General features: G+C 61.3%; 19 protein-coding genes and 1 pseudogene. 10 read left to right on the forward strand and 10 right to left on the reverse strand.

Annotation, left to right across the window (positions count from 1 at the left end; all coding sequences use genetic code 11):
• The 8 genes from JF539_RS09315 to JF539_RS09350 form a co-directional block, all read right to left on the reverse strand.
• Positions 1–1,173, reverse strand: coding sequence for an ABC transporter substrate-binding protein (locus JF539_RS09315; RefSeq protein ID WP_207140013.1), 1,173 nt, complete (start codon positions 1,171–1,173; stop codon positions 1–3).
• Between the two features lie 43 nt (positions 1,174–1,216).
• On the reverse strand, positions 1,217–1,996 hold the full coding sequence (gene benD / locus JF539_RS09320; protein ID WP_207140014.1) for a benzoate diol dehydrogenase BenD: 780 nt from the start codon (positions 1,994–1,996) through the stop codon (positions 1,217–1,219).
• Positions 1,993–3,015 (reverse strand): benzoate 1,2-dioxygenase electron transfer component BenC, encoded by a 1,023-nt coding sequence (gene benC, locus JF539_RS09325; RefSeq protein WP_207140015.1) that lies wholly within the window; start codon positions 3,013–3,015, stop codon positions 1,993–1,995. The genes benD and benC overlap by 4 nt, the downstream gene beginning before the upstream one ends.
• Positions 3,016–3,086: 71 nt before the next feature.
• Positions 3,087–3,620, reverse strand: a complete 534-nt coding sequence (benB, locus tag JF539_RS09330; protein ID WP_207140016.1) for a benzoate 1,2-dioxygenase small subunit — start codon at positions 3,618–3,620, stop codon at positions 3,087–3,089.
• 12 nt (positions 3,621–3,632) lie between these two features.
• Positions 3,633–5,021 carry a benzoate 1,2-dioxygenase large subunit gene (benA, locus tag JF539_RS09335; RefSeq protein ID WP_207140017.1) on the reverse strand — a complete coding sequence of 463 codons (1,389 nt, stop codon included), beginning with the start codon at positions 5,019–5,021 and terminating at the stop codon, positions 3,633–3,635.
• A 68-nt stretch (positions 5,022–5,089) separates the two neighbouring features.
• Positions 5,090–6,247, reverse strand: a complete 1,158-nt coding sequence (locus tag JF539_RS09340; RefSeq protein WP_419247679.1) for a muconate cycloisomerase family protein — start codon at positions 6,245–6,247, stop codon at positions 5,090–5,092.
• A 346-nt stretch (positions 6,248–6,593) separates the two neighbouring features.
• Positions 6,594–7,577 (reverse strand): aldo/keto reductase, encoded by a 984-nt coding sequence (locus JF539_RS09345; protein ID WP_207140019.1) that lies wholly within the window; start codon positions 7,575–7,577, stop codon positions 6,594–6,596.
• Between the two features lie 242 nt (positions 7,578–7,819).
• On the reverse strand, positions 7,820–8,713 hold the full coding sequence (locus JF539_RS09350) for a LysR family transcriptional regulator (RefSeq protein WP_207140020.1): 894 nt from the start codon (positions 8,711–8,713) through the stop codon (positions 7,820–7,822).
• Between the two features lie 313 nt (positions 8,714–9,026).
• Here JF539_RS09350 and JF539_RS09355 point away from each other — a divergent pair, with 313 nt between their 5' ends.
• The 7 genes from JF539_RS09355 to JF539_RS09385 all read left to right on the forward strand — a co-directional run bounded on the left by JF539_RS09355 (position 9,027) and on the right by JF539_RS09385 (position 15,682).
• Positions 9,027–10,481: an MFS transporter gene (locus JF539_RS09355; protein WP_207140021.1), complete on the forward strand. Its 1,455-nt coding sequence runs from the start codon at positions 9,027–9,029 to the stop codon at positions 10,479–10,481.
• 26 nt (positions 10,482–10,507) lie between these two features.
• Positions 10,508–11,089: a flavodoxin gene (locus tag JF539_RS09360; RefSeq protein ID WP_207140022.1), complete on the forward strand. Its 582-nt coding sequence runs from the start codon at positions 10,508–10,510 to the stop codon at positions 11,087–11,089.
• A gap of 138 nt (positions 11,090–11,227) precedes the next feature.
• Positions 11,228–11,683 (forward strand): cytochrome P460 family protein, encoded by a 456-nt coding sequence (locus JF539_RS09365; protein WP_207140023.1) that lies wholly within the window; start codon positions 11,228–11,230, stop codon positions 11,681–11,683.
• Positions 11,680–12,390, forward strand: a complete 711-nt coding sequence (locus tag JF539_RS09370; RefSeq protein WP_207140024.1) for a DUF4405 domain-containing protein — start codon at positions 11,680–11,682, stop codon at positions 12,388–12,390. The genes JF539_RS09365 and JF539_RS09370 overlap by 4 nt, the downstream gene beginning before the upstream one ends.
• Positions 12,391–12,603: 213 nt before the next feature.
• Positions 12,604–12,984, forward strand: coding sequence for a c-type cytochrome (locus JF539_RS09375; RefSeq protein WP_207140025.1), 381 nt, complete (start codon positions 12,604–12,606; stop codon positions 12,982–12,984).
• Between the two features lie 33 nt (positions 12,985–13,017).
• Positions 13,018–13,479, forward strand: a complete 462-nt coding sequence (locus JF539_RS09380; RefSeq protein ID WP_207140026.1) for a (2Fe-2S)-binding protein — start codon at positions 13,018–13,020, stop codon at positions 13,477–13,479.
• 13 nt (positions 13,480–13,492) lie between these two features.
• Positions 13,493–15,682, forward strand: coding sequence for a xanthine dehydrogenase family protein molybdopterin-binding subunit (locus JF539_RS09385; RefSeq protein WP_207140027.1), 2,190 nt, complete (start codon positions 13,493–13,495; stop codon positions 15,680–15,682).
• Between the two features lie 130 nt (positions 15,683–15,812).
• Here JF539_RS09385 and JF539_RS09390 read toward each other — a convergent pair whose 3' ends face one another.
• Positions 15,813–16,829: a zinc-dependent alcohol dehydrogenase family protein gene (locus JF539_RS09390; RefSeq protein ID WP_207140028.1), complete on the reverse strand. Its 1,017-nt coding sequence runs from the start codon at positions 16,827–16,829 to the stop codon at positions 15,813–15,815.
• A 333-nt stretch (positions 16,830–17,162) separates the two neighbouring features.
• Between JF539_RS09390 and JF539_RS09395 the strand changes: the two genes are divergently transcribed.
• The 3 genes and pseudogenes from JF539_RS09395 (at position 17,163) to JF539_RS27990 (ending at position 19,075) form a co-directional block, all read left to right on the forward strand.
• Positions 17,163–18,374, forward strand: a complete 1,212-nt coding sequence (locus tag JF539_RS09395) for a carboxymuconolactone decarboxylase family protein (RefSeq protein WP_207140029.1) — start codon at positions 17,163–17,165, stop codon at positions 18,372–18,374.
• A gap of 139 nt (positions 18,375–18,513) precedes the next feature.
• A pseudogene (locus tag JF539_RS27985) lies at positions 18,514–18,756 on the forward strand (hypothetical protein); the annotation flags it as partial.
• Entirely contained in the window at positions 18,647–19,075 is a 429-nt protein-coding gene (locus tag JF539_RS27990; protein WP_328809222.1) for a PQQ-dependent sugar dehydrogenase, read from the forward strand. The pseudogene JF539_RS27985 and the gene JF539_RS27990, both read left to right, overlap by 110 nt.
• Positions 19,076–19,247: 172 nt before the next feature.
• Here the strand turns inward: JF539_RS27990 and JF539_RS09405 are convergent, their stop codons facing one another.
• Positions 19,248–25,964, reverse strand: a complete 6,717-nt coding sequence (locus JF539_RS09405; RefSeq protein ID WP_207140030.1) for an autotransporter outer membrane beta-barrel domain-containing protein — start codon at positions 25,962–25,964, stop codon at positions 19,248–19,250.
• Positions 25,965–25,968: the final 4 nt, after the last annotated feature.

Consider the following 25,968-nt stretch of genomic DNA (forward strand, 5'->3'; position numbering starts at 1 on the left):
TCATTTGGAAACGGGAGCCATCTCGCAGCCATTGGCCGGGTCAGCCTCGGCGGACAACTGGGCGAGCACCTTCTGGGTCAGGCCGTTTTCTCCCATTACGGTCTCGTAGACGTAGATTGGCTGAACGATGTTGTTCGTCGCGGGATCGATCGACAGTTTGCCGCGCGGCCCTTCGAAGCTGACCTGACGCAATGCGTTGGCGAGCGTTTCACGATCATTCGCACCGGTTTTGCTCGCCTCGATCAATGCGCGCGCGGCATCGTATCCCTGGACCGCGAATTCCGATGGTACACGGCCGGTTTTTGCCTCAAAGGCCTGGGCGAACGTCTCGTTCGCGGGGCTTTCGATGGTCGGAACGTAGTGCAGGGCGGTGATCACACCTTCGGCTGCAGGGCCTTCCGCGTTGACATAAAGCGGCGAGGTCAGGAAGCCCGAACCGTAAAGAGGCAGGTCTGACTTCAGACCGAAGCTGTCGTATTGCTTGACGAAGGAGATTGCTTCGCCGCCGGCGTAAAAGACGAAAACCGCATCTGCGCCGCTGGCTTTTGCTTTTGCCAGATAAGGCCCGAAATCCTGCGTTTTCTGAAACGGGGTGAATTCCTGGCCGACGATCTTACCGCCCGCTTTAGCGAAAGTTGAAACGAAACCGTCGATCATCTGGCGGCCCGCGGCATAGTCCGGCGCCAGGGTAAACACCTTGCCGATACCCTGGTCATGCAGCCATTTGCCCATCGGACGGTTGACCTGTCCGTTGGAAAACGACATGCGCGTGATGAAAGGCGAGCAATTGGCCCCGGTGGCTTCGTCGTTGCCGGCGTTGGCCACGATCAACGGAACGTTCGCGCCGTGGACCAGATCGCGAACAGCCCCCAGAACGCCGGAGCTGACGATCCCGGCCATGACATCGACCTTATCCTGCAAAATCAGCTTCTTTGCTTTGCCCAGGGCAACGGGAGGCTTTACTTCCGTATCTTCCTTGAGAATTTCGAACGTGGCGTCCGTCTCACCGCCGAAATGTTCGAGGGCAAGGTTGAACCCAGTCTCGATGTCATTGCCGAGCGCGGCGTAGACACCGGAAAACGGCAGCAGCAGGCCGACCTTGATGTCTTCGGCGCTCGCAGGCAATGTGAAGCTGGAGGCAAGCCCGAGGGCTGCCAGGATTGCGCGTTTCATCGTATGTTCTCCTCCGGTAGGTTGGCTGGCCCCTCCTCAGGACCTAACCCAGGTCGCCGCCTCCGACCGGGACGGTTACCCCGGTGATGTAAGCAGCGGCGTCCGACGCCAGAAACAGGATGGGCCCTGCCTGCTCGTCGAGCGTTCCATAGCGCTTCATGAAAGTGGATCCGATCGTCTGATCGACGATGGTCTGGTACCAGTCCGCGCGTTGTTCTTGGTCCGCGTTCGGATTGCGTGGCACGATACGCGGCGGAGCCTCAGTCCCGCCGGGTGCGGTTGCGACAACACGAATGCCGCGCTCGGCGACTTCCCACGCAAGGCTGGCGGTGATGGCATTCACGCCTCCCTTGGCCGCCGAATAGGGCACGCGGTTGAGGCCGCGTGTGGCGATGGACGAGACGTTGACGATCACGCCGGCCTGCCTTTGAAGCATGTGTTCGATTGCCGCGCGGCAGCAGTAAAGCGTCGGGAAAAGGGAACGCTTCACTTCCGCGTCGATCTGCTTGGGTTCGTAGTGCTCATAGGGCTTGGCCCAGATCGTGCCGCCGACGTTGTTCACGAGAACGTCGATCCGTCCCCAAAGGTCGATGGCCTTCTGCATCGCCTTTTCGCACCCGTTCCAGGTCTCCAGATTGGTGGAAATCGCTTCGGCCGTGCCGCCTGCCGCGCGAATTGCCTTGACGACGTCCTTGCGGGCGGGAGAACGGTCGACAATCAGCACAAGGGCCCCTTCGGCTGCGGCGCACTCCGCGACACAGCGTCCGATGCCTTGTGCCGCGCCGGTCACCACCATGACCTTTTCGTCAAAACGGCGGGTCATGCGGCTTCGGCCTCGGCTTCCGTCGGATTGAACTTCTCGTAGTAGAAGTTCGCCGGCTCGACGCCGAGCTTGCCGAAGTGGTTGCGGACGGCATCGACCATTGGCGGGGGACCGCAGAGATAGACGTCGCAATCGCCGCCGTTCAGGTCGTCAACCGTCACGTGATCGGTAACGAAGCCCTTGCGCTCGTGTGTTTCATCCTCAGCCGCCAGGATCGTGATGACCGTGACAGCGCCGATCTGTTCAGCAAGCTCGTTTACGCGGCCCAACTCGACCAGATCGGCGGCACGGGTGACGGCATAGTAAAGAATGATCGGATGGTCCAAACCCTGGTCGGCAACCTGCTCCAGCATTGACAGGAACGGAGCCAGGCCGGTTCCGCCTGCCAGCCAAACCTGGGCACGTTCGATGGGGCGCAGGTAGAAGGCGCCCATGGGGCCGGTCGCCGTCACCTCGTCCCCTGGCTGTGCCCGTTCGTCGAGATAAGTGCTCATCAGTCCGCCTGGCAGGTTCCGGATCAGGAAGGACGCCTCCTGTGCGCCCGGCGCGGACGAGAAGGAATAGGAGCGGTGATTTGGAGTGCCGGGAACGCTGAGGTTCACATATTGGCCCGGCAGGAAGTTGATCGGCCTGGCCAGTTCGACACGCAGGCCGAATGACGTTTCCGACAGTCGGTCGACGGCCAGAACCCTGCCGTCGACGGTTTCCGGAGCCGTCTTGCAAACAGATGACGAGGCCGGCACCCGGACCACGCAGTCGCTTTCGGGGATCATCTGGCAGGTGAGGGCATAGCCCTGATCGGCCTCCTCATCGCTCATCGACTCGTCCATGTAGAATTCCAGCTCGTACGCGCCCTGCTCGACGAAACACTTGCAGGTGCCGCAAACCCCGTCGCGGCAATCCATCGGCAGGTTGATCTTCTGGCGGAAGGCGGCATCGGTGACCTTCTCGTCGTCCTCGCACTGGATGACGCGTGTAACGCCATCCTCGAAATTCAGGGCAATTGTGTAGCTCGTCATGGCATGCTCCTCCCGTCGCCGCGCACCCTTGAGGGGCGTGCGAAGGTTATTTCCGCTCCCGCTGGAAGAATTCAGATGTGGTAGACGTCGATCACGTGATGGATGTGATCGTTTTTCAGGACCACCTTCTTGTCCGTGATCTGCGGTCCCGGGCCGCTGGCGTCGATCGTATAGAACGATGTGCCCCAGTGCTGGTCGGTGACCCCATACCTGTAACTCAGCGTGTGCCAATTGAAGCGCAGCTTGATCTCCGGTCCTTCTACCGCCACCACCTCGATATTCGAGATGTTGTGATTGGTGCGCGGCTCGGGCAGCGAGGTCGCCGAGGACCGGTCGGTCTTGATGCGGAAAACGCGATCCTCGATGCCCTGCCTGTTTGGGTAGTACATGAGCGACATCTCGTTCTGCGGGTCTTCCGTCAACTCATCGAAGTCGTCCCAGGTCGGCATCCAGAATGGGCAATCCTTGTGGTAGAAGGTCAGCCACGTGTCCCAGTCGCGGTCATCCAGCGCGCGCGCTTCAGCGTAGAGAAACGCTTGAATTTCATCGAAGCTCAATGCGCATTCCGGTTGGGGGGCAGGGCGGTTAAGCGCTACGGTGTTCATGGTTCCTCCTCCTCACTCAGCCGCTACGGGCACAGGCTGTGCATTGCCCCGTTCCCTGACGATGGCGTCGGCCATACGTTCGGACCAGTTCGTGTGCTGGATGACGAAGAGCCCTTCGTCCTCGGTGCGGGCGCCTGACAGCACCGGGTTGATGCCCAGTTCCTTGGCGTCCGCATCAGGCCCTTCGATCCACTGGGTCGCGCCGCGGGTCAGGTCGTTCCATTCGGCATGCGCCCCACCGGCATAACCGCGCTGTGTTGCCCGGAATTCCTCGGTATCGTCGGGCGTGGCCATGCCGGAGGCGTTGAAGAAATCCTCGTACTGCCGGATCCGTCGCGAACGGGCTTCCTGGCTCTCGCCCTTGGGCGCGATGCAGTAGATCGTGACCTCTGTCTTGTCGACGCTGACGGGCCGGAAAACCCGGATCTGGGAGCTGAACTGATCCATCAGGAAGACATTCGGATAAAGACAGAGGTTGCGCAGTACGCCGACCATCCATTCGGCTTTCGTCTTGCCGAATTTGGAGCTCCACTCTTCGAGGCGCGGGTAGCCCGGACGGTTGGTCGGATCGGCCCACTCGGTCCAAAGCAGGATGTGACCGTTTTCATAGGCGTGAAAACCGCCGCGCTGCTTGGCCCACTTGGAAGCATCAGTCGCCTTGATGGTGTCTTCCTTGCCCTCGTCGCCGCGGTGGGCGGTGGTTGCGACATAGTTCCAATGGACCGCTGACACGTGGTAGCCGTCGGCGCCATTTTCGGCCTGAAGCTTCCAGTTTCCGTCGTAGGTATAGGTCGAAGAGCCGCGCAGAACTTCCAGGCCGTCGTCCGCCTGATCGACGATCATGTCGATCATCTTGCGGGCTTCGCCAAGGTAGTCCTCGAGCGGCTGCACATCGGCGCTCAAAGACCCGAAAAGAAAACCGCGGTAATTCTCGAACCGGGCGACCCTGGTCAGATCGTGGCTGCCATCCCTGTTGAACTGCTCCGGATATCCGGCTCCTTTGGGATCCTTGACCTTCAGAAGTTTTCCCGTGTTTGAAAACGTCCAGCCATGGAACGGGCAGGTGAAGGTTTTCTGGTTGCGGCGCTTGAAACGGCAGAGCATCGCGCCCCGGTGCGAACATGCATTCACCAGCGCGTGCAGTTCGCCATCCTTGTCGCGGGTGATGACCACGGGCGTTCGGCCCATGAAGAGGGTGAAATAGTCGCCCGGCTCAGGGATCTGGCTTTCATGCGCCATGTAGATCCAGTTGCCCTCGAAGATGTGCTTCATTTCCAGCTCGAACAGGTCTTCATCGGTGAAGATGTCTCGCCGGCAGCGGAAAACGCCGTTCTCAGGATCTTCCTGGATCGCTCCGTCGACACGCCTTTCGAATTCGTCGAGATTGGATTGGGTAAACATCGGTGGTCCTCCTCCTGACTGCCGAGGCGCTTCGGGCGCGCCTTGAAATTTGTCCTCCCAGCCGCCGGTCATTCGCCAGCGGCTGCCTTGATAGTCCGGCCGCGATCCCGCCGGTAGAATGCGACCTTGTCCGGGTCCAGGGATGCGCCGATGCCGGTCCCCGTGGGGATTTCGACGCAGAAATCGCAATAGACGATCGGTTCGCAAAGGATCTCCTCGGTCAGGAGAAGCGGTCCGAAAAACTCGGTTCCCCAGCGCAGTGCCTCGACCGTTGAAAAGAGCTGCAATGCGGCGGCGGTGCCGAGACCTGTTTCGAGCATCGTGCCGCCGTAAAGGCCCAGCCCGGCTGCCTGTCCGATGGCCGCCACCTCGGAAGCCCGCTTGAGCCCGCCGGACTGCGCCACCTTCACGGCGAAGACGTCTGCGGCATTGCCGGCGACGACCGTCAGGGCATCCTCAGGCCCGTTCAGCGCCTCATCCGCCATGACGGCGATCTCATACCCGTTGGTCAGTTCGGCCATTGCCCTGCGGAACCGGGCCTGCACCGGCTGCTCCACCAGTTCGCACCCGACTTCCTGCAGCCCTTTGAGACCCCAGCGGGCGTCAGCCAGGCTCCAGGCCTGGTTGACATCGACGCGCACACTCCCGGTATCGCCGATCGCCGCCTTGATCCGCGCAACGTGGGCTATGTCGTCGCGGACGCCACGTTTGCCGATCTTCAGCTTGAAGATGTTGTGGCGCCGGGTTTCGATCATCTCCTGCGCTTCGGCGATGTCGGTCTCGGAGTTGCCCGATGCCAATGTCCAGGCGACCGGCAATGCCTTGTGAACAGCGCCGCCGAAAAGCTGCGACACCGGCACGCCCAAACGCTTACCCAAACCGTCCCAAAGGGCGATCTCGACCGCGGTCTTGGCAATCCTGTTGCCTTTCACCAGCCTGTCGACAAGCTGAATGGCGCCGTTGACATCGTTTCCGTCTCGCCCTGCGAGGGTTGGCGCAATGTAGGTGTCGATTGCGGACTGTATGCCTTCCGGACTTTCCGCACCGTAGCTGAGGCCGCCGATTGTCGTGCCTTCGCCAATACCTTCCGAACCGTCCGAGAACTTCACCCTGACAAGGACCGCCGTCTGCGACCGCATCGTGGCCATGGAAAGCACATGTCCGCGGATGGTCGGAATATCGAGGATCACAGTCTCGATTTGGTCAATCGTCGTCACAGAGGCCACCACGTCTTTAGGTTTCGTTGGAGCGCAGATTGCCTACGCGAGCCGTGAACTGTCGATGATTGGAGGGGTCTTGGGTGATACCCTGGCTGGTGACGCACCTGGAAAGCACAAGCCCGGAAGCTCGCTCGGTATCGTGGCTTGCGTGACAAAAAGCGACGCAAGCCTTTGCTTGAAACCCGTGGTGTTGGCGCAAGCAATCGTTACGCAGAGTCTCAGAAACCAGACGATTTGCGGTTTCGCCCGGGGCCCTGAGCGTTTGTCCGCCTTTAGTTGTTTTGGGGTAAACTGGATCCTGACCTGCAAGGCGCACGCAAGCGACCATGCCTGACCGGATCTTTCTTCAGCTTTAGAGCCCGGTCGACGCCTCAAGTGCCTCTGTATACCGGGAACCTTCCACTTTTGCCGCGGCTTCATCGATGCGGGCAAGGTCTGATGACGTGAGCTCGATCTCCGTCGCGCCGATGTTTTCTTCTATTCTATGAAGCTTCGTCGAGCCGGGGATCGGGACGATCCAGGGCTTTTGCGCAAGGATCCAGGCAATCGCGACCTGTGCCGGCGTGGCATCCTTGCCGAAGGCGATTTCGCGCAAGAGGTCGACCAGCGCCTGATTGTGCCTCATCGCCTCCGGCTGGTAGCGCGGAAGGTTCTTGCGGAAATCGCCGTCCTTGAGTTCCGAGGCATCCGGTGCCTTGCCGGTCAGAAATCCCTTGCCGAGCGGAGAATAGGCGCACCAGCCGATACCTAGTTCTTCCACGGTCGGCATGATGTTTTTCTCGTGCTGTCGGGTCCAGAGTGAATACTCGCTCTGAAGGGCCGACACCGGCTGAACCGCGTGCGCTCTTCGGATCGTCTCCGCACCTGCCTCCGACAGGCCGAAATGCCGGACTTTACCTTCGCCGATCAGATCCTTGACCGTTCCCGCGACGTCTTCGATCGGCACGTTGGGATCGACACGGTGCTGATAAAAGATATCGATCACATCCGTGCGCAGACGCTTGAGCGACTGATCGCAAACCCTGCGGATCCGGTCCGGATCGGAACCGACCCCGTTGATCTTGCCGTCGTCCGAAATGTCGAAACCGAACTTGGTTGCGATTGTTACCTTGTCGCGAAACGGTTCGAGTGCTTCGCCGACGAGAAGTTCGTTGGTGAAGGGACCGTAGATCTCGGCGGTGTCGAAGAAGGTGACACCGGCCTCAAAGGATTGGCGAAGCACCGGTATCATGTCGACCGGATCGGGAATGTCGCCATAGGAAAAACTCATGCCCATGCAGCCGAGACCGACGGTCGAAACCTCGGGTCCACGCACGCCGAGTTTGCGCATTTTCATGATTGGCTCCTTTTCTGGAAACGCCCAATTTTTGGGCGGCTGCTACGGCCGCTCACGGTGCGTCTTCCGATTGAATGACATTCGGCGGAGTTGACGGGTTGGAGAAACCACCCGTCCAATTCTCTGCCGGTTTCCAATCTAAGGTGAGGAGCCAGGACCGATTAGAGGTCCGTTCCGACATGAACTATGCGTTCTGGTTCATGAAAAGCTCGATGATCCATCGCAAATTGCTCGGTACCGGGTCATCCACGATAGCGGAGGGCGTTGACCAGCAGATCGAAGGCCGGCGACGATTGGCGCCGGCTTGGGTAGTAGAGATGATAGCCGGGGAAGGGCGGGCACCAGTCCTCAAGGACCCGGATCAGCTTGCCGGAGTTTACGCGGTCGCCAATATGCTCCTGCGGCAGGCAGGCCAGACCAAGGCCTTCTTCCGCCGATCTGATGATCAATTCGACGTCGTTGCAGGTGAATTGGCCGGTGACACGGACATTGAGCGGACGTCCGTCGCGCTCGAACTCCCACGCGTAGAGCCCGCCAAGCGTAGGCAGGCGAAGGTTGATGCAGATATGGTCCGTCAGGTCGTAGGGCGTTTCCGGTACAGGTTTGTCCTTGAAATAATCCGGTGATCCGAACACGGCCATTCGGGTTTCCGGCCCGATGCGCACGGCAATCATGTCCTTTTCGACCTGCTCGCCCAGGCGCACTCCTGCATCGTAGCGTTCGGCGACGATGTCGGTCAGCTTCTGGTCTACCGCGACCTCGATATTGATGTCCGGGTAGTCCCGCATGAGCCTGGTGATCGCGGGCAGGAGAATGGTCTGGGCAGCGTGCTTGCTCGACGTGATCCGGAGATTGCCGGCGGGCCGTTCCCGGAATTCATTCAGTGTGTCGAGGCGCTGGCGGATGTCCTCGAAGGCCGGGCCAAGCGTTTCCTGAAGGAGTTCTCCCGGCTTGGTGGTCGACACCTTCCGCGTGGTCCTTGTCAGCAACCTGACCCCAAGACGTTCCTCCAGCCTGCGGACCGTATGGCTCAAGGACGACTGGGAGGTTCCGATGCGAGCGGCTGCACGGGTGAAGCTCTGTTCTTCAGCAACTGCCAGAAAGGCTGCGAGGTCTCCGAGTTCATCCCGCTTCATTCATGATCTCCAGCGATAGGCAAAAGGGACATTTTCCAAGAAAGCTAATTAATGACCTCGGACGGGATTTCAATCTGCCGCACGCGAGTTTTCATGAAATTGAGACATAAGCCCATTCGGTTTATGTCGTCCAGTGAATAAGCCGGCGGCTCCCTATTCTATGTATCAGAAGGTTCGCGCGGTTGCCGACCGACGGATTATTCCACTTTTTTCACGGTTCACGAACGCCCGATAACGCAGGCGTCCCCAGGCTGGTGGGGACTGCGCGAAACCCGAGGGTGTCGTTCGACCGAAGACATCCAGGAGACTGCCAGTGACCACGCCGTCCGAAACTGAAACAGGGAACGTCAACCCCGGTGCCGTGCTGGTGATCGTTCTCGTCAGCTACCTGATGATCGTGCTCGACACGTCCATCGTGATTACAGGTTTGCCGAAGATCCGCGACGGCCTCGGGTTCACACCATCCGCGCTTTCCTGGGTGCAGAACGCCTACATGCTCAGCTTCGGCGGATTGCTGCTTCTGGGCGCGCGGGCAGGGGACATTGCCGGCCGCCGGCGCATGTTCATCTGGGGGCTGGGCCTGTTCACCCTGTCCTCCATGGCGATCGGTCTTGCCCAGACACCGGCGGCGCTGGTCGCCGGCCGGGCCGTGCAGGGGATCGGTGCTGCGGTGCTCGCACCGTCCACGCTCGCCCTGCTTTCCGTGCATTTTGCCGAAGGAGCTGAAAGAACGCGTGCGCTGGCCTACTATGCCGCTGTCGCAGGGGGCGGGGCCAGCCTCGGCCTTCTGGTCGGCGGGCTTCTCGCCGGTGAACTCTCCTGGCGTGTCGGGTTCTTCATGAATGTGCCGATCGGCATCGGACTGATGATTGTCGCCCGCCTCATTCTCGATGAGACAGACAGACAGACCGGCCGCTTCGATCTGGCGGGAGCGCTGAGTTCCACGCTCGGCATGACGGCACTCGTCTTTGGAATCGAGCGATCGGCCGCGGACGGCTTCTACGACGAGACTGTTCTTGCCTCGCTTGGTGCGAGCATTCTTCTCCTGCTGTTCTTCGTGATCAACGAGAGAAAGGCAGAACAGCCCATCCTGCCGCTGCGCCTGTTCAACAGCCGCCAGCGCTCTGCCGCCTATCTCGCCCGGATGCTGTTCATCGGCGCAATGCTGGGGTTCTTCTTCTTCACGACACAGTTCCTGCAGGACGTTTTCGGGTTCACGCCGACGCAGGCGGGCATGGCGTTTCTGCCGCTTACGATCCCGAGTTTCCTTGCATCGCTGTTCGTACCCCGGCTCACCGCACGCCTGGGCAACGGCGGCCTGATGGCGCTCGCCCTTGCCTTTGGCTCTGCCGGACTGTTCTGGTTGGGGCAGGCAACCGCTCACAGCTCGTTCATCGCCGGCTTCGCGCTCCCCATGATTTTGATCGGCCTCGGCAACGGCGCGGCCCTCGGTCCGCTTACGGTGGCCAGCGTCAGCGGTGTCCGTTCCGAGGATACCGGCGCCGCGTCCGGGCTCGTGAATGTGTTCCATCAGCTCGGCGGGGCCCTCGGCCTGGCCGTCCTGCTGGTGGTCTTTTCGCTGGTCTCTCCGCAGGCGGTAGAGAGCAGCGATGAACTTGCCCGCGGCCTTGCCTTCACCTTCACGGCCGGCGGCACTTTCCTTGCGACAGCGCTCGCGATCGCACTCGCCTTCCTTGTCAGAAATCCGCTTGCCGGCAGGGGTGTCGAGGAGGTTCCCGCATTGAGCCGGGTGATCGAGAGGTCCTGAGGAGGAATTAAAAGGAAACAGGCGACATGACCATACCATCGGTGCTCACGCGGCGGGATGCCGTCAACACGCTCTTTCTGGCTGCTCTGGCAGGCAGCACGGGAAAAGCGCTGCCAGCCTCGCCCGGAAATCAAACGCTCGTAGCCTATCTGTCGCGCAGTGGAAATACGCGAGTGATCGCCGGTTTTCTTAGCCGGGAACAGGACGCGGACCTCTTTGAAATCAGGACGCGAGAACCCTATCCGGAGGACTACGACCGGCATGTCGATCTCGCGCGCCGCCAGCGGGACGCCGAAATTGCACCGGCACTTGAGGATCTGCCCGCCAGTTTCGCCGGCTACGATGTGGTCTTTCTCGGCTTTCCGATCTGGGGCGGAGCGTTGCCCGCGCCGGTAAGAACCTTCCTGAGCGCGAACGATTTTTCGGGAAAGCGGCTTGTTCCGTTCGTGACCCATGGCGGATATGGACCCGGCAGCGCTCTCGAAACGGTTGCCGAACTCGTTCCGGCAGCGACGGTCCTGGACCCGTTTGTCCTCGAATGCGACCAGGAACGGGCAATCATCGAACGTGTGTCTTCCTGGCTTGAAGTCTCCGGCGTGAAGAGCTGAAGCGTCGCACGCATTCATCCGCTGTGCTCATAGAGCCTATCGGGAAACGCCAGCTAATCTTTCCCGAATTCCCTCCCAGATATCTCCGAGAGTTGACCGGCGGCGCGTGCCGGTCCGGGCAAGAGGAAAACTCCCATTATGAAAAGCACGGTTATTGCCGGCGCCGTAACTGCCACATTGGTCTCAACCGCTTCCGCACTCGCGGAGCAGAACAGGGTCCGCTTTCCCGGCAATCTGGGCGAGCTGGAGCACTACACCACTGTCAGACGCGGCGAAGTAACGGAGTTCATGTATACATCCCGGGAAGCGGCCGATGCAGCGAAGGCCGGTGAGCCAATCCCGCCGGGAACTCAGGTCATCCTCCAGGACTGGCGTAACGGCGAAGTCTACCGTCTGTTCGTGATGGAGAAGGGCGAGAACTGGGGCGATGACTATGAAGAAGCGATGCGCACCGAAAACTGGCAGTTCCAGTGGTTCTGGCCGGACGGCTCGATCAACCTGAATGAGAACACGCAGCGCTGCCGCTCCTGTCACCAGGCCCGGGACGGACGTGAGTTCATGTACACCTTCGACCAACTGAGAAACTACGAATGAGCCTGCGAGGAAGTTCGTATCGCCTCTCGCTTGTGCTTGGTGCCAGCCTCCTGCTGCTGCTGTGTTTTGCCTACTGGTGGTTGGGCAATCTCGCGCACGAGCTTTTTGGAACGGCTTTGTTTCTCGTATTGGGATTTCACATCCGGTCCAACTTGAACTGGTGGTGCTCCCTGCCAAAGGGCAACTACACGCTCCGCCGCGCGGCAAGCGTCGCGATCACCGCGCTCCTGGCGAGCGCAACGATTGTGCTCATGATCTCGAGCCTGTTGATTTCCCGGAGTGTCTTCGCATTTCTCTCGGTCAAGCAGGTTTTTGTTCTGCGAGAGGTGCACTGGTATTCCGCCTACTGGATGATTGCCCTTGTCGGGCTGCATATCGGGCTCAACTGGAGCAGGCTTGTGTCTCTCATGCGCAATCTGACAGGACTCCGGTTTGCGGGTGTTTCCTGGAAAATCGGATCGGCGACAAGTGCCCTGATCCTGTTGGTCTTAGGCCTGGAAAGCGCCGCCGCACTGGATGTCTGGACACGGCTGACGTTCCGCCAGAGCCCGGTCATGTGGGACTTCAATGCCGATGCGGCCCGTTTTTTCCTGCACTGGATAGCCATTGTCGGATTGTTCGCTGTCGCATCATGCCTTGTCCTCAATCTGATCGAGTTCGGACACGCAAGACTGGTCTCTGTTCGAACGAACGCAGGCAAGCACTGATCCCGGACCGGAGCCGCAAATCTCGGGTGCGGACCCACCATTCATGAACCTGCCAGATAAGCCCAAGCGTCAATGTCCGGCTAATCGGGTCGCTGTTCGGGCGTTATGAGTAGAAATACGTGCGAGCCTGTTGCGTCGCGCGAAACGACAAGAGCTGAACAGCCGAATATGTGGGCTTCCGGGGGCTTGGAAACCAAGAAACTGGAGAAGTACTTGACGAGAGTAATCGTATCTCTCTTCGCCCTGTCGCTCGTTGGACCGATGTCCGGAGTGGCACAGGCACAGGACGCAGATGCCGGAGAACGGCTTTTCAGACAACGCTGCAGTTCCTGCCATTCGCTTCAAGCGGGCGAGAACCGCATCGGGCCGTCTCTGCACGGTATTGTCGGAAGCCAAGCCGGCAGCACACAGGGCGCGCGCTATTCCAGGGCAATGCGGGATGCCGACCTCCTCTGGGATCCGGAAACGCTGACAGCCTTTCTTGAGCGTCCGCGTGATCTCGTGCGCGGTACAAGCATGTCGATCGCCATCCGCAACGAAGATGACCGGGAAGACATTGTCGCCTTCCTCGAACAGGCGGCCAGCTCCGACTAGCCAGACCCCCCCCGTTCCAGCCAGGAATGAATGATGACCAAGTTGAAGATAAACAGCAAATCCGTCGAGGTGGACGTCGAGGACGAGACGCCACTGCTGTGGGTTATTCGTGAACATGTCGGCCTGACAGGCACGAAATACGGTTGCGGCGTTGCCCAGTGCGGCGCCTGTACCGTTCACCTGAACGGCGAGGCGACGCGGTCTTGCGTTCTGCCGATCAGCGCCGTCAGCGAAGACGACGAGATCGTCACCATCGAGGGACTTGCGGAGGGCGACACCCCGCATCCGGTCCAGTCCGCCTGGGCGGAGCTGGACGTCGCGCAGTGCGGCTATTGTCAGGTCGGCATGATCATGGCGGCTTCGTCCCTGTTGAACCAGAACGCGGATCCGTCCGACGAGGACATTCGCGCCGAAATCACCAACATTTGCAGATGCGGCACGTATCCGCGCGTACTGGCGGGCGTAATGCGCGCCGCCGAGCGCATGCGCGGCTGAGGAGGGCAAGAAGATGCAAGCCACGATCAATGATGCAGCACGTCTTTCCAGGCGTTCGTTTCTGGGAGCTTCCGGCGCTGCGGCTGGAGCCTTCACGTTCGGGTTCTCCTTTCCGCTGGCATCGCCTGGTCTTGCCCGGACGAGCGCACCGGAGGTGAATGCCTGGGTCGTCGTCAAGCCGGACGAGACCGTTGTGATCCGCATTGCGCGTATCGAGATGGGGCAGGGCTCGCTGACCGGCCTGTCGCAGCTTGTCGCCGAGGAACTCGAGTGCGACTGGGACAAGGTGACCTTCGAGCTGGTGAAGCCTGGAAAAAACAGCGCGCGGAACAACGTCTGGGGACGCCAGAGCACCGGTGGCTCGCGTGCCATTCGCGGTTCTCACGAGTACGTGCGCAAGGGCGGCGCAACGGCGCGGGCCATGCTGGTCGAGGCCGCCGCGCGCGAATGGGGCGTGCCCGCCGGCGAATGCAGTGTCTCGAAAGGCGTGATCACCCATGATGCCAGCGGCCGGTCCACCACGTACGGTGCGGTGGCCAAAGCGGCAAACGCGATCACGCCTCCCGACGAAGTGATCTTGAAGGATCCGGCCGATTGGACAATTGCCGGTCAGCCGGTCAAGCGCATCGACACCATGGACAAGCTCAATGGTGCGCTCGTCTACAGCACGGATGTCACCTTTCCGGACATGCTTGTCGCGGTTCCGAAGGCCTGCCCGGTGCACGGCGGCAAGCTGGTCAGCTTCGACGCATCGGCGATCACGAACATGCGCGGCGTGGAACATGTCCTGCGCGTCGACGACGAAACGGTCGCCGTCGTGGCCGATACCTTCTGGCGGGCGAAGACTGCGCTCGATGCCCTGCCGATAGAATGGGACGAAGGCGAGAACGCGGGCGTTTCCAGCGAGACCATCGCCGAAATGCTGCGGGAGGGCTTGACGGCGGAGACGCCTTACATCGGCAACGAGGCAGGCGACGCGAAAGGCGTCCTCGCTGGCGCCGACCGTGTGATCGAGGCCGACTACAGTTTTCCCTACCTGAATCACGCTCCCATGGAGGTCCTTTCGGCGACGATCCGCTGGACACCCGAACGCTGCGAAATGTGGGGCGCGACCCAGGTGCCCGAGAGCGCTCTTTCAGCGATGGCGGAAGCCGCCGGGCTGGCGCCGGAGGCCTGCGAAGTCAATGTGACCCGGATCGGGGGAAGCTTCGGACGCAGGCTGCAGTCAGACTACGTGGGCATGGCCACGCGGATCGCAAGGCAGATCCCGAATCGCTACGTGAAGATGATGTGGACGCGCGAGGAAGACATGGTGCAGGGACGTTTCCACCCTGTCACCCAGTGCCGCCTTCGTGCCGCCGTCGACACGGACGGCAATCTGGAGGCCCTGCACATGCGCATCTCCGGCCAGTCGATTGCCGCCTATGCCTTTCCAGGCGCGATGACGGAAAACGGCGACCCCTTTGTCTTCCAGGGGCTCAATCCGGATGGCGACGAAACGGCAATCGGCTACACGATCCCGAACCTTCTCGTCGACCATGCAATGCGCAATCCGCACATCCGTCCGGGCGCCTGGCGGGGTGTGAACCTGAACCAGAATGCGGTCTACCTGGAGAGTTTCATCGACGAGATTGCACATGAAACCGGCCAGGATCCGCTGGACTTCCGCCGCAAGCTGATGGCCAACCATCCGAAGCACCTCGCAGTCCTGGAAGCTGCCGCAAGAGGCGTCGGCTGGGACACACCGCCACCGGAAGGCATTCACCGCGGTCTCGCCCAGATCATGGGATTCGGCAGCTACGTGGCGGCGGCCGCGGAGGTATCGGTCTCCGACGGCTGGGTGAAGATCCACCGCATCGTCGCCGCAACGGATCCGGGACACGTCGTTAATCCCCAGCAGGTCGAGGCACAGGTTGCCGGCTCGTTCGTCTATGGACTGTCGGCAATGCTTTATGGCGAATGTACCGTTCGGGACGGCCGCATCGAACAGGAGAACTTTGACACCTACAATGTCATGCGCCTGGACGAAATGCCCGAGGTCGAAGTCATTGCCATACCGTCCGGCGGCTTCTGGGGCGGCGTCGGCGAGCCGACAATCGCCGTGGCGGCTCCCGCTGTTCTGAACGCGATCTTCGCGGCAACCGGCAAAAGGGTTCGCAACATGCCGCTGCAGAACTTCGACTTCCGCGCGAACCCAAGCTGAACACCCTAAAGCGCGGGACCGCCATAAAGGCGGTCCCGTACCCTGTCGTAAAGGCCACGCAAAAAAAGCGGCCCGGGAAGCCGAAAGCTTCCCGGGCCAGACAGGTTCCACGAGTTTTCGGCCGGTCCCGTTAGACCCTGAGCAGCGTCTTGATTGTCCGCCGCTCGTCCATTGCCTTGTAGCCTTCGGCGACATCGGCAAGCGGAACCTCCAGGTCGAAAACCTTGCCGGGATTGATCTTGCGGGTCAGAACGAGATCCATGAGATGAGGCAGGAACCTGCGCACGGGAGCTGGTCCGCCCAGCATGCCGACCTGCGAGAAGAAGAGCTGCTGGCCGTCGAACTCCACACCGTGCGGCACGCCCACATAGCCGATCATCGAACCGGGGCGCGCGCAATGCAGGGCCTGATCCATGGACTGCTTCGTGCCCACACATTCCAGAACGGCGTCTGCACCGATCTTGTTGGTGAGTTCCTTTACCTTGGCGATGCCCTCGTCGCCGCGCTCGGCGATGATGTCGGTTGCACCGTATTCCAGAGCAAGGTCCTGCCGGTTCTTGTGGCGGCTCATGGCAATGATGCGCTCGGCGCCCATCTGCTTGGAGGCGAGGACGCCCATCAGGCCGACGGCGCCATCGCCGACGACCACGACCGTCGAACCGGGTTTTACCTGAGCCGCAACGGCGGCGTACCAGCCGGTTCCGAGAACATCAGATGTCGCAAGCAGGCTGGGAATGAGATCCTCGGAGGGCATTTCCGCAGTTGCGACCAGCGTTCCGTCCGCAAGCGGGACCCGGGCGAGGGACGCCTGGGCGCCGGTCATGAATTCGCGCTGCTCGCAGGAAGACTGAAAGCCGACCTTGCAGTGGGGGCAGGTGTTGTCGGAGAGGCAGAACGATCCGACCACGAACTGACCGGGCTTCACGGTTTTTACGGCACTGCCGACCTCAACCACGACACCACAGTATTCGTGACCCATGTGCATGGGCTCCGCCACGTCGTTCAGACCGCGGTACGGCCATAGATCGGAGCCGCAGACGCAGCTTGCCGAGAGTTTGATGATTGCGTCGGTCGGCAGGAGGATCTCGGGTTCGGATACCTCTTCACAGCGGATGTCTCCTGGCGCATGGAGAACTGTTCCAAGCATTTCACTATTCCTTCGGACTTTCTTGAATGCGATAGCGGTTTTCACCATCCGTCCGGTCGCCTTCCGCCATGTGGAAGGCGGAGCGCTGCAGACTGGATCACAGTCAAAATAGGCCCTTCAATTCCCTATGATTAGTTGGCCAAGGCCGAATGGGCTTATGCTCCGAAAGCATAAATCTATGCGCTGCCAACGCCGCACTTATGAAATCGGCATATAGCGGCATTCGAAACGAACGATCTAATTCGAAGAGTTCTTTTCCCTATCTGAAGTCAGTGGAACCGCCGGATGTTCTTGCAACGGGTCCGGCGCAAAGGACGACACGGAGAAAAGGGCATGAAGAAGATCGCCGCAACACTTGCCGTTTCCGCTTTAGCGGCCACGGGGAGCGAGGCACAGGAAACAAGGAACAGAATTGCACCGCCCGCGGTCTATGACGTCGCGCCGGGTCTCGGAGGCTTTACCGACGACGTACTTTTCGGCGAGGTCTGGAGACGCACCGAACTGGCGCCGCGCGATCGCAGCCTGGTGACCGTTTCGACACTTGTTTCAACCGGCAAGATCCCACAGGTCGGATCGCATGTGCGCCTCGCACTCGACAACGGCGTCGAGCCTGGAGAGATCGGGGAACTGATCACGCAACTCGCTTTCTATTCCGGCTGGCCGAATGCGGTTTCAGCGGTGGCCGAAGTCAAGAAGGTGTTTGAAGAGCGCGGTATCGGACCGGTCTCGGCAAGCGATGAGGCGCGGATCGAACTGGAAGCCGCTGCCGAAGCGACCCGGACGGAGACCGTCAACACTCTGGTGGCGCCGACCGCGCCGGCTCTGGCGGAACTGACCAACCGGGTGCTTTTCGGTGACTTGTGGCAAAGGCCTGATCTTTCCGCGCGCGACCGAAGTCTCGTCACCATGTCCGCGCTTATAGCCATCGGCCAGCCTGAACAACTGACCTTCCACCTGAACAGGGCGATGGACAATGGTTTGACCCGCTCCGAGGTCGCCGAAGTGCCCGCACATATCGGGTTTTACGCAGGCTGGCCCCGGGCCATGTCCGCGGTGCCGATCCTGAAGGATGTCTTTGCAGCGCGAGAGGAAAACAGTGAAATGACGGCAATCGCCGAAGACGAGAAAATACAAATTGTCCGGGCCGCTCCGGAAACCGCGGTCACCGGTCCGGAAGACTACTTCACCGGCAAGGTCCAGGTCTTTGGTTATTTCAATGGCACAGCACCAGCCCGTATCGGCGGGGCGACCGTAGAGTTTTCGGCCGGTGCGCGCACGGCCTGGCACACCCATCCGCTCGGGCAGACCCTGTTCATCATTTCCGGGACAGGCTGGGTGCAGATGGAAGGCGGGCCGGTCGAGGTGGTCAAGCCGGGCGATCTTGTCTGGATACCGCCGATGGTGAAGCACTGGCACGGCGCGTCTGCGTCCGAAGGAATGTCACATCTGGCTGTCGCGGAGGCGCTGGAAGGCGAAGTTGTCACCTGGCTGGAGAAGGTCAGCGACGCAGACTATTCAACGGCAACGGCAACGGCGACCGACTGAAATCCGACAGTGAACTAAGCGGTTACCGATGGCGAGAGACCGGAAAGGGCAAGGTATGTGAGATAGAACCGGACATTCGAGACAAGGACTTCCGTAAGACGGTTTACCTGGGCGTATCCTTTGCCTTTGTCTCCCTGCCGTGATCGTATTGACGGGGTCGGCGGCTGCACAGGATATCAACGCAGCCGCCCCGAATGCTCCGGACCAGCGACCCGCCTATGCCGGACAGACCCGGGCGCCGGTGATCGAGGATCCGTTGGTTCTGCGCAAGGATGACATTGCTTCAGGCTTTGAACATCCCTGGGGCGCGGCCTTTCTGCCGGACGGCGGGCCAGCTGACGGCAATCCGGCTATTCCCGGCACATTGCCGAAAATCTGGTCTTACGGTCACAGGAACCTGCAGGCGGCGGCCATCGGTCCTGACGGCGCGCTCTGGACCGTCGAACCACGGTCCACGCGGCGGAGGCGAACTGAACAGACCGGAGGCGGGCAAGAACCACGGCTGGCCGCTGATCACCTGCGGCGAGGACTACAGCGGCCGTTCCATTGGCGACGGGGTGACCGCCAAGGACGGCATGGAACAGCCTCTCTACCACTGGAATCCGGTGATCGCACCGATTGGACTCGCCTTCTATGTCGCATGGATGTTGCTGCTGAGCATCGAAGCTTCGAGTCCAATTATCCTCGCCAGAAATTTCTGACCACGACCGCTTAGCATTCCCATCTCGGACCTTCGCGATCTTGAAACCAACGCGTAGAAACAGCCATTCACCGCGCTTTGCCCTGAGGTCCCGACTGGGCGGAAAGCGGACTTTTGTTGCGGTCGGATCGAATGACCGCTATGGGCCGTGATTCGCCTTTCTCATACCCCTGCTAAAAGGGAATGCTGAGTTTGAGCGAGCCGCTGTTGGTGGCCAGTTTTTCCGAGAACCGGCCGTTATATTCAAGCCGCAGGTCGACACCTTCGATGGAGGTGAGCTGCAGGCCTGCCCCGATGGATGCGAAGAGATCCTCATGTTCGAGCGACGTCCTGAACGAGGCGGTGCCTCCGGCACTGTTGGCGAAACCTGCATCGGTTTGCCATTGGTCGTTGGACAGAAACGACAGGCCGAGTTTTCCATAAACACGCAGGTCAGAGCCATTTTTGTAGCGCAGGCGGCTGCCAAGCTCGACGGAGGGCGTTGCGGCGAAATTCCACTGCCCTGTTGATTCGAATTCCAGCCCGTATGCGCCGTTCTCCCGGTAACTGCCGACCCTGGAATAAATCGCATCGAAATCGATATAGGGTTTGACGTAAACATTCGTGGCCGCAAAGGTGCGTGCGATCCGTGCCCTGACGGAGCCTGCCAGCACGTCGGGAGAGCTGGAGATCGTCTCGGAAAGACCAGAGATCGACAGACTGCGCTCGAACCGGGTTGTCCCATAGCTGCCGGCGGCAGCGGCCGAAAAAGTCCAGGCCCCCAATTCCCGCTTCAGGCTTGCCCCGAGATATCCCGACTTACCGTCTCCGCTGACGGTTCCGGAGGCCTGTGAAATCCAGGATTGCTGAAAGGCAGCCGCACTGCCGATAAACCAGCCTGGAGCGATTTCACGTTGTCCACCGAGCTGATAGGTCAGCGCGTCGGCGTTGTAGCTCGGTGAATTGCCAATGGCTGCGCGGTGGCCTGTTCCGCCGGTTACGCGTGCCCAGCCACAAGACCCCTCGGTTACGCTAGCGCCATCACCTTCGAAGACGGGGCAACTCATCAGGCTGTCACCGAAGGACAGCATTTCGAACGTCTGTTCGACGACGGCAGCAAGCCCGGTGCGCGGCAGGAGCTGGTTCAGGGTCTCCGCGTAGCTTCCAGACCGATTGTCGACCTCGTCGGCAATGGCACCAAACAATGATCCGAAAAGGTTGTTACCGCCGCGATCCCAGATATCTTGTAGGTTCTGAGCAACGGCCTTCTGGTCGCGGTTGAGCGTAACCTGGCTGTTAGGCGTGAAGTCGGCTCCAGTGACCTGAAAATAGTAATCGGAGCCTTCCGCGTTGAACAGATAATCGAAGATGAGAGAATCCTGAGGGGTAAGCGTGCCTGCAACAGACCCGCCGACCGACAGAACCTTCGTCTTCCTGTCCGGAAGAAGGCTGATGGTATTGAGACCGAGTGTTCCTGCAAGCGTCGCGTCGCCGCGCACGTCCTGCCAATCGGAATCGAAATTGTTCAGGTCGATGTCCGCGACCAGAAAACCCTGTGCGCCTTGCGTGAAGTTGCCGGTGATCACGGTCTTGCCGGGGTCTCGTGCGCGGCCCAGCACGAAGCGTCCGTTGTTGACCACATTTGCATCGTACAGATAACCGTCAGCAAGGGTGTTGGGTGAGTTGTTGGTGACCGTGCCGGCGCCGCCACCACTGGCATTGGTAAGGACGACATTGCCATAGAGCGACGCGGTGTCGTTGACGGTCACGTCAAGGATTGCCCCGTCAGCCGTCGTGCCCGTACCGGTATACCAGACCGCATAGGAGGCGGTCTCGTCGGTGCCGTTGCGCGACGCGCCTGACTGGACAATGGCATTGCCGTTCAGAGCCAGCGTGTTGTTGAGCCCGTTGGAGACCCTGATGGCGGCGGCATCCGTATCCGTGCCCCCCTGGACGTTGCCTTGTCCGTCAACCATGATCCCGATTGTGCCGTTGCCGTCTGCGCCCTGGCTTTGCGCGAAGACACCTGACGAGCGCGATCCGGTGGCATAGACCTGACTTGAGATTTCCAGATCGATAGCGCCCGCGGTCCCTGTGCTGTCCGTTGACATTAGGCCAGCGGCGCCGCCGGTGCCGGTTCCCGATATACCGCCGCCGCCGCCGATGGACTGGGCGATAATACCGATGGACTCGTCACCCGTGACGTAGATCGGCGCGTCGATATCCAGTGTGATCTGGCCGCCGTTGCCGCTGGCCCCGCCGGAGGTCAGGTTTGCGGTGGCGTTGGTCATGGAACCGCCGGTCGCATCGCCCGCCAATCCGCCACCACCACCGATGGACTGTGCCACCAGGCCGAAAGCGCCGTCGCCGTGGGTCTGGATGCCGGCGCCACCGGTTAGCTGGAACGTCACAGCATCGCCGTTTCCTGCCGCACCGCCCGTTCCGCCGATTGCAAGATCAAGCCCGCCTTCGACGCTACCTGTAACGCCATAACCGCCGCCGCCGCCGATGGACTGGAGCAGAACGCCGTGAGAGCGGTTGCCGTAGGTGGCAATCGTCGTGTCCATCGTCAGGTCGATTGTGCCGCCATTGCCGGCCACACCGCCTGAACCGCCAATAGAGACGCTCAGCTCGCTACCGTCCACACGGGTTGTTTCTGCACTGCTGCCGACCCCACCTGTGCCGCCGCCACCGCCGATCGATTGGGCAACCATGGCAGTGGCATCGTTGCCGCTGGTGGTGATCGTTACCGCGCTGGTATCATAGGTGTGAACCTCGCCGCCATCGCCGCCCGCGCCGCCTGTGCCGCCGCCGTCTCCACCGATTGCCAGTGTGCCGGTCTGGTTGTCCGAGCCGTCGCCACCCTGGCCGCCACCGCCACCGATGGATTGCATCGTCATGCCGGTGGCAGCAAAACCGGCTGTGTTGATGAAATTGGTGTCACCTTCCGCCAGCCAGACGGCGACTTCACCGCCGTCCCCGCCGGACCCGCCCCTGCCGCCGACGGCAAGTTCGATGTCGGCGCTGACTTCGCTGCCACTGGCCGTTGACGAGCCACCCTGACCGCCGCCGCCGCCAATTGATTGCAGGACGACCCCATCCGCCCAGGCACCTTGCGTGATGATCTGGCCATCATGGTAATATCTGACCTGATTGCCGTCACCGCCGGACCCGCCACCGCCGCCGACATCCACTGTGAACGAATAGGAAGCTCCCGCATCCGACAGGCGCTTGATCTGTTTCTTCAAGGTCCCAATGGCGTCAAGAACCTTGTGAGACGACGCGTCATTGCCGAGCGATCCGCCAATACCGCCGCCGCCGCCGATGGATTGCAGCACGACACCGTCCGAGTCGCCGCCGAAGGTTTCGATACGACCGTATTGTTCGGCGTAGATGGTGCCGCCGTTGCCGCCGCTGCCGCCTATCGCCCCAACTCCCAGGGACATGCTGCCGGATACGCTGCTGGCGCCAACGCCAAGGTAGACAGTGCCGCCCTGCGAATTGCCGCCACCGCCACCGATGGACTGTCCGACCAGGCCCTTGGAGCCCGATCCCTGCGTCTGAACCGTGTAGCCGGCAAAGTTATGGATCTCGACGGAGGAGCCGTCACCGCCCGAACCACCCTGGCCACCCAGGGAAATCTTCGCTTCCAGCGTCGCAATACCGCCTTGCGTATAGGCGTTGCTGTTGCCCAGACCACCGTTACCGCCGCCGCCGCCAATCGATTGTGCCAGAACGCCATGGGCACCATCGCCGAAAGTGAAAAGCGTGCTTTCAGGCGCCAGGCTTGTCAGTTTCGTTGCAGCAGTGCCGCCTGAATTGGAAGACGAACCGTAGGTTCCCAGGGTTACACTGACTTCCCCGCCATTGCCGCCACCGGATGTCGTGAACGCATAATCCGAATTGTAGTCGCTCAGGGCATTGCCGGTGCCGCCTCCCAGAGCAACGGTAGCGGTGGATTCTACCGTGTCCTTGTCGCCAAGCGTGGCTGTCAGCGCGGACGCATCGCCGCCATTGCCGCCGCCGCCACCAACCGATTGGGCCAGGATCCCGTGAGAGGCATCGCCGATTGTCGTGAGCCTGGAGGGTTGGTCATAGGTGACGGCCACGTCGCCGCCGGCTCCCGCGTTGCCGCCGTTGCCGCCAACGGTTGCCACATAGTTGAAGGCGAGGGGAACGCCGGTGCCGGTTGGAGCGGCAACCAGGAAATCGCCGGCGGATGTCGAGCCGCCGTTGCCGCCGCCACCACCAATCGATTGCGCCAGAATGCCGGTCGCATTGTTGGGGGCGTATTTGGAAGTGGAAGACGCGGAGAGGCCGGTGGCGATGGTGCCGCTCGAAAGGTCGATTGTGACGTCGTCCCCATCGCCTCCGGCCCCGCCGCTGCCACCTAGGACAAAGGCGGCGTTGAAGCCGACGGTCGCGTCGAAGTAATTGGCGCTGCCACCTGTGCCGCCGCCGCCGCCGATGGACTGTGCGAGGACAGCTGTCGACTGGGCACCCGAGGTCGCGGCGGAAAACCGGTTCTGGGTCAGGGAAACGGTTCCGCCGTCGCCGCCATCGCCGCCGCTGCCACCCATCTGGAACGCGAGGAAGGACAGCACACCGAAATTCTTGACGCTGCCGCCATTGCCGCCGCCACCGCCGATGGACTGGGCAATCAGCCCCGGCGCGTATACGCCGGTGGTCGTGATGTTTGCGTTGCCGTCGCTTGTGGCGGCCTGCAGGGAGGAGAGGTTGGAGTAAACGCATCCGCCGGTGTTGTCGACACAGACGTCTCCGCCGTCGCCGCCCAGATCGGCGGAGCCGCCGACGCCGATGGAGGCGATGGTCGACAGTGTCTGCACGCTGCCGCCGTTGCCGCCGCCACCGCCGATGGACTGGATAACGGCTCCCGGCGAATAGCCGCCGGAGGTGACGATGGTTCCGATATTCGGAATGGCGACCGTGCCGCCATTCCCGCCCGCCGCACCCTGACCGCCGACACCGACAGTGCCGGTGGAGTCGCCGCCGGACCCGCCGCCGCCGCCAATCGATTGCGCCAGGATGCCGGCCGAGGAATCGCCCTTGGTCGTGACCGTTTGAGTGTTTGAAACTCCGACGGAACTGCCATTTGACGTTGTCGATCCGGCAGCGCTGCCGCCAATGCTGACGAACCCGCTGGAAGAGCCTGCCGCACCGCCGCCGCCGCCAATCGATTGAGCTATGATGCCGAGCGAGTTGAAACCATAGGTCGTGATGTCGGCGCTGGAATTGACCGTTACGGTGCCGGCCGCGCCACCGCCGGCGCCGTCGCCGCCCAGTCCGACGAAGGTGGAGGCGTCGATCCCGCCGGTTCCGCCGCTTCCCGCGATCGATTGTGCGACAACGCCGAAAGCATGATCGGCTGCGGTCGTGACCGTGGCATTGCCGAGGGAGAGATAGACGTTTCCGGCGTCGCCGCCATTGCCGCCATTGCCGCTCTGTCCACCGAGAACGCTTTGGAAATCGCTACCCGTTCCGCCGCCGCCACCGATGGAGTGCAGGGCGATGGCTGCGGAAAAGGCACCGCTTGTCTCAATGCCGGTGCCGCCTGAAACGTTGACTGAAACCGTGCCGGCATCGCCGCCGAAACCGCCGCCGCCGCCGGTGCCGGCGAGCGCGGTGCCATCGCCGCCGTCTCCGCCTTCGCCGCCGATGCTCTGCGCCAGTACGCCGTAAACGTTGACGCCGCTCGTCTGGAGGGATTTTCCGTTTTCAAGCGACACCGAAACAGACCCGGCTGTCCCGCCATTGCCGCCGCTCTGGTCTTTGGTGGGGCCGGTACCGCCCTTGCCCCCGGTGCTTTTCGCGCCGATTGCCGCGCTCGGTTCATAGCTGGCGCCGGTAACGTCGAGAATGAGCCTTGCGGAATTGGTGATCGACACATTGCCGCCATCGCCGCCATCGCCACCGTTGTCGTTATTGTCGGTCGAGGAGGTGCCCGCGCCTCCCGCGCTCAAACCGGAAAGGACGAACAGGCCGTCACCGTCGCTCATGGTGACATCCCAATAGATATCGCCGTCCATGGCGTTGTCTATTGTGACCGTTCCGCCGGATCCGGCATTGCCGTTGTTGTCGCCGCCGCTGCCGCCAAGGGATCTGGCGATGAAACCGCCGCCCTCTCCAAGTCCCTGGAACCGGCCGTCGCTCGAGCCGACGGCGAAGCTGCTCGGGGCGGTGTTGTTGACGGTGACGCTGCCGCCGTCTCCGCCCTTACCGCCATATTGGTCGGACAGGACGCTGTTGTTCTGGTTGCCTCCCGTTCCGCCTTTGCTTTCGGCAACGAAAATGGCAAATCCGAAATTGGCGTAGCCAACGGCCGTATAGCCCGCAATGCCGTTGTTGGTGACCTGAACCGAGCCGCCATTGCCGCCGGCGCCGCCGCTGGAATTGTTATCCCCGTTGGACTGGTCGCCTTCGCCGCCGCTGGATTGGGCGAAGATGCCCATCGCAAATTGGCTGACTTCCGACGCGTTGATGTCGATATTTGCCTGATTGACGATAGAAACGGTTCCACCCGCTCCGGCGGCCCCGGAGTCCTCGCCGGCCGACCCTCTGGATTCGACATACCAGTTTGCATAGACGCCTTCGCTGGTCGGGATGACCATATCCTGCTGGCCGTAATTCTGAATCGTGATGCCGGGTGCCAGCGCGCCAGCGGAGGCACCCGTTGCGGTCAGATCGACGTAACTGACATCCGTGCCGGAATTGAAGGTGCAAACCCACGGGTCGCCGGACTCGTCACACAGGGAATCCGCCAGGGAAGGGGTTAAAAGGCACAGGCTCGCAACGGATGCGGTGGACAGCAGCAGCGATTTTAAGCGGACGTTTCCCCTGACCGAAGGACGAGAGACCCGGTCTTTTCCGTCGGATATAAGGCCACGGCCCATTTTT

The organism is Roseibium aggregatum (assembly GCF_017309185.1).
Classification (GTDB): domain Bacteria; phylum Pseudomonadota; class Alphaproteobacteria; order Rhizobiales; family Stappiaceae; genus Roseibium; species Roseibium aggregatum_B.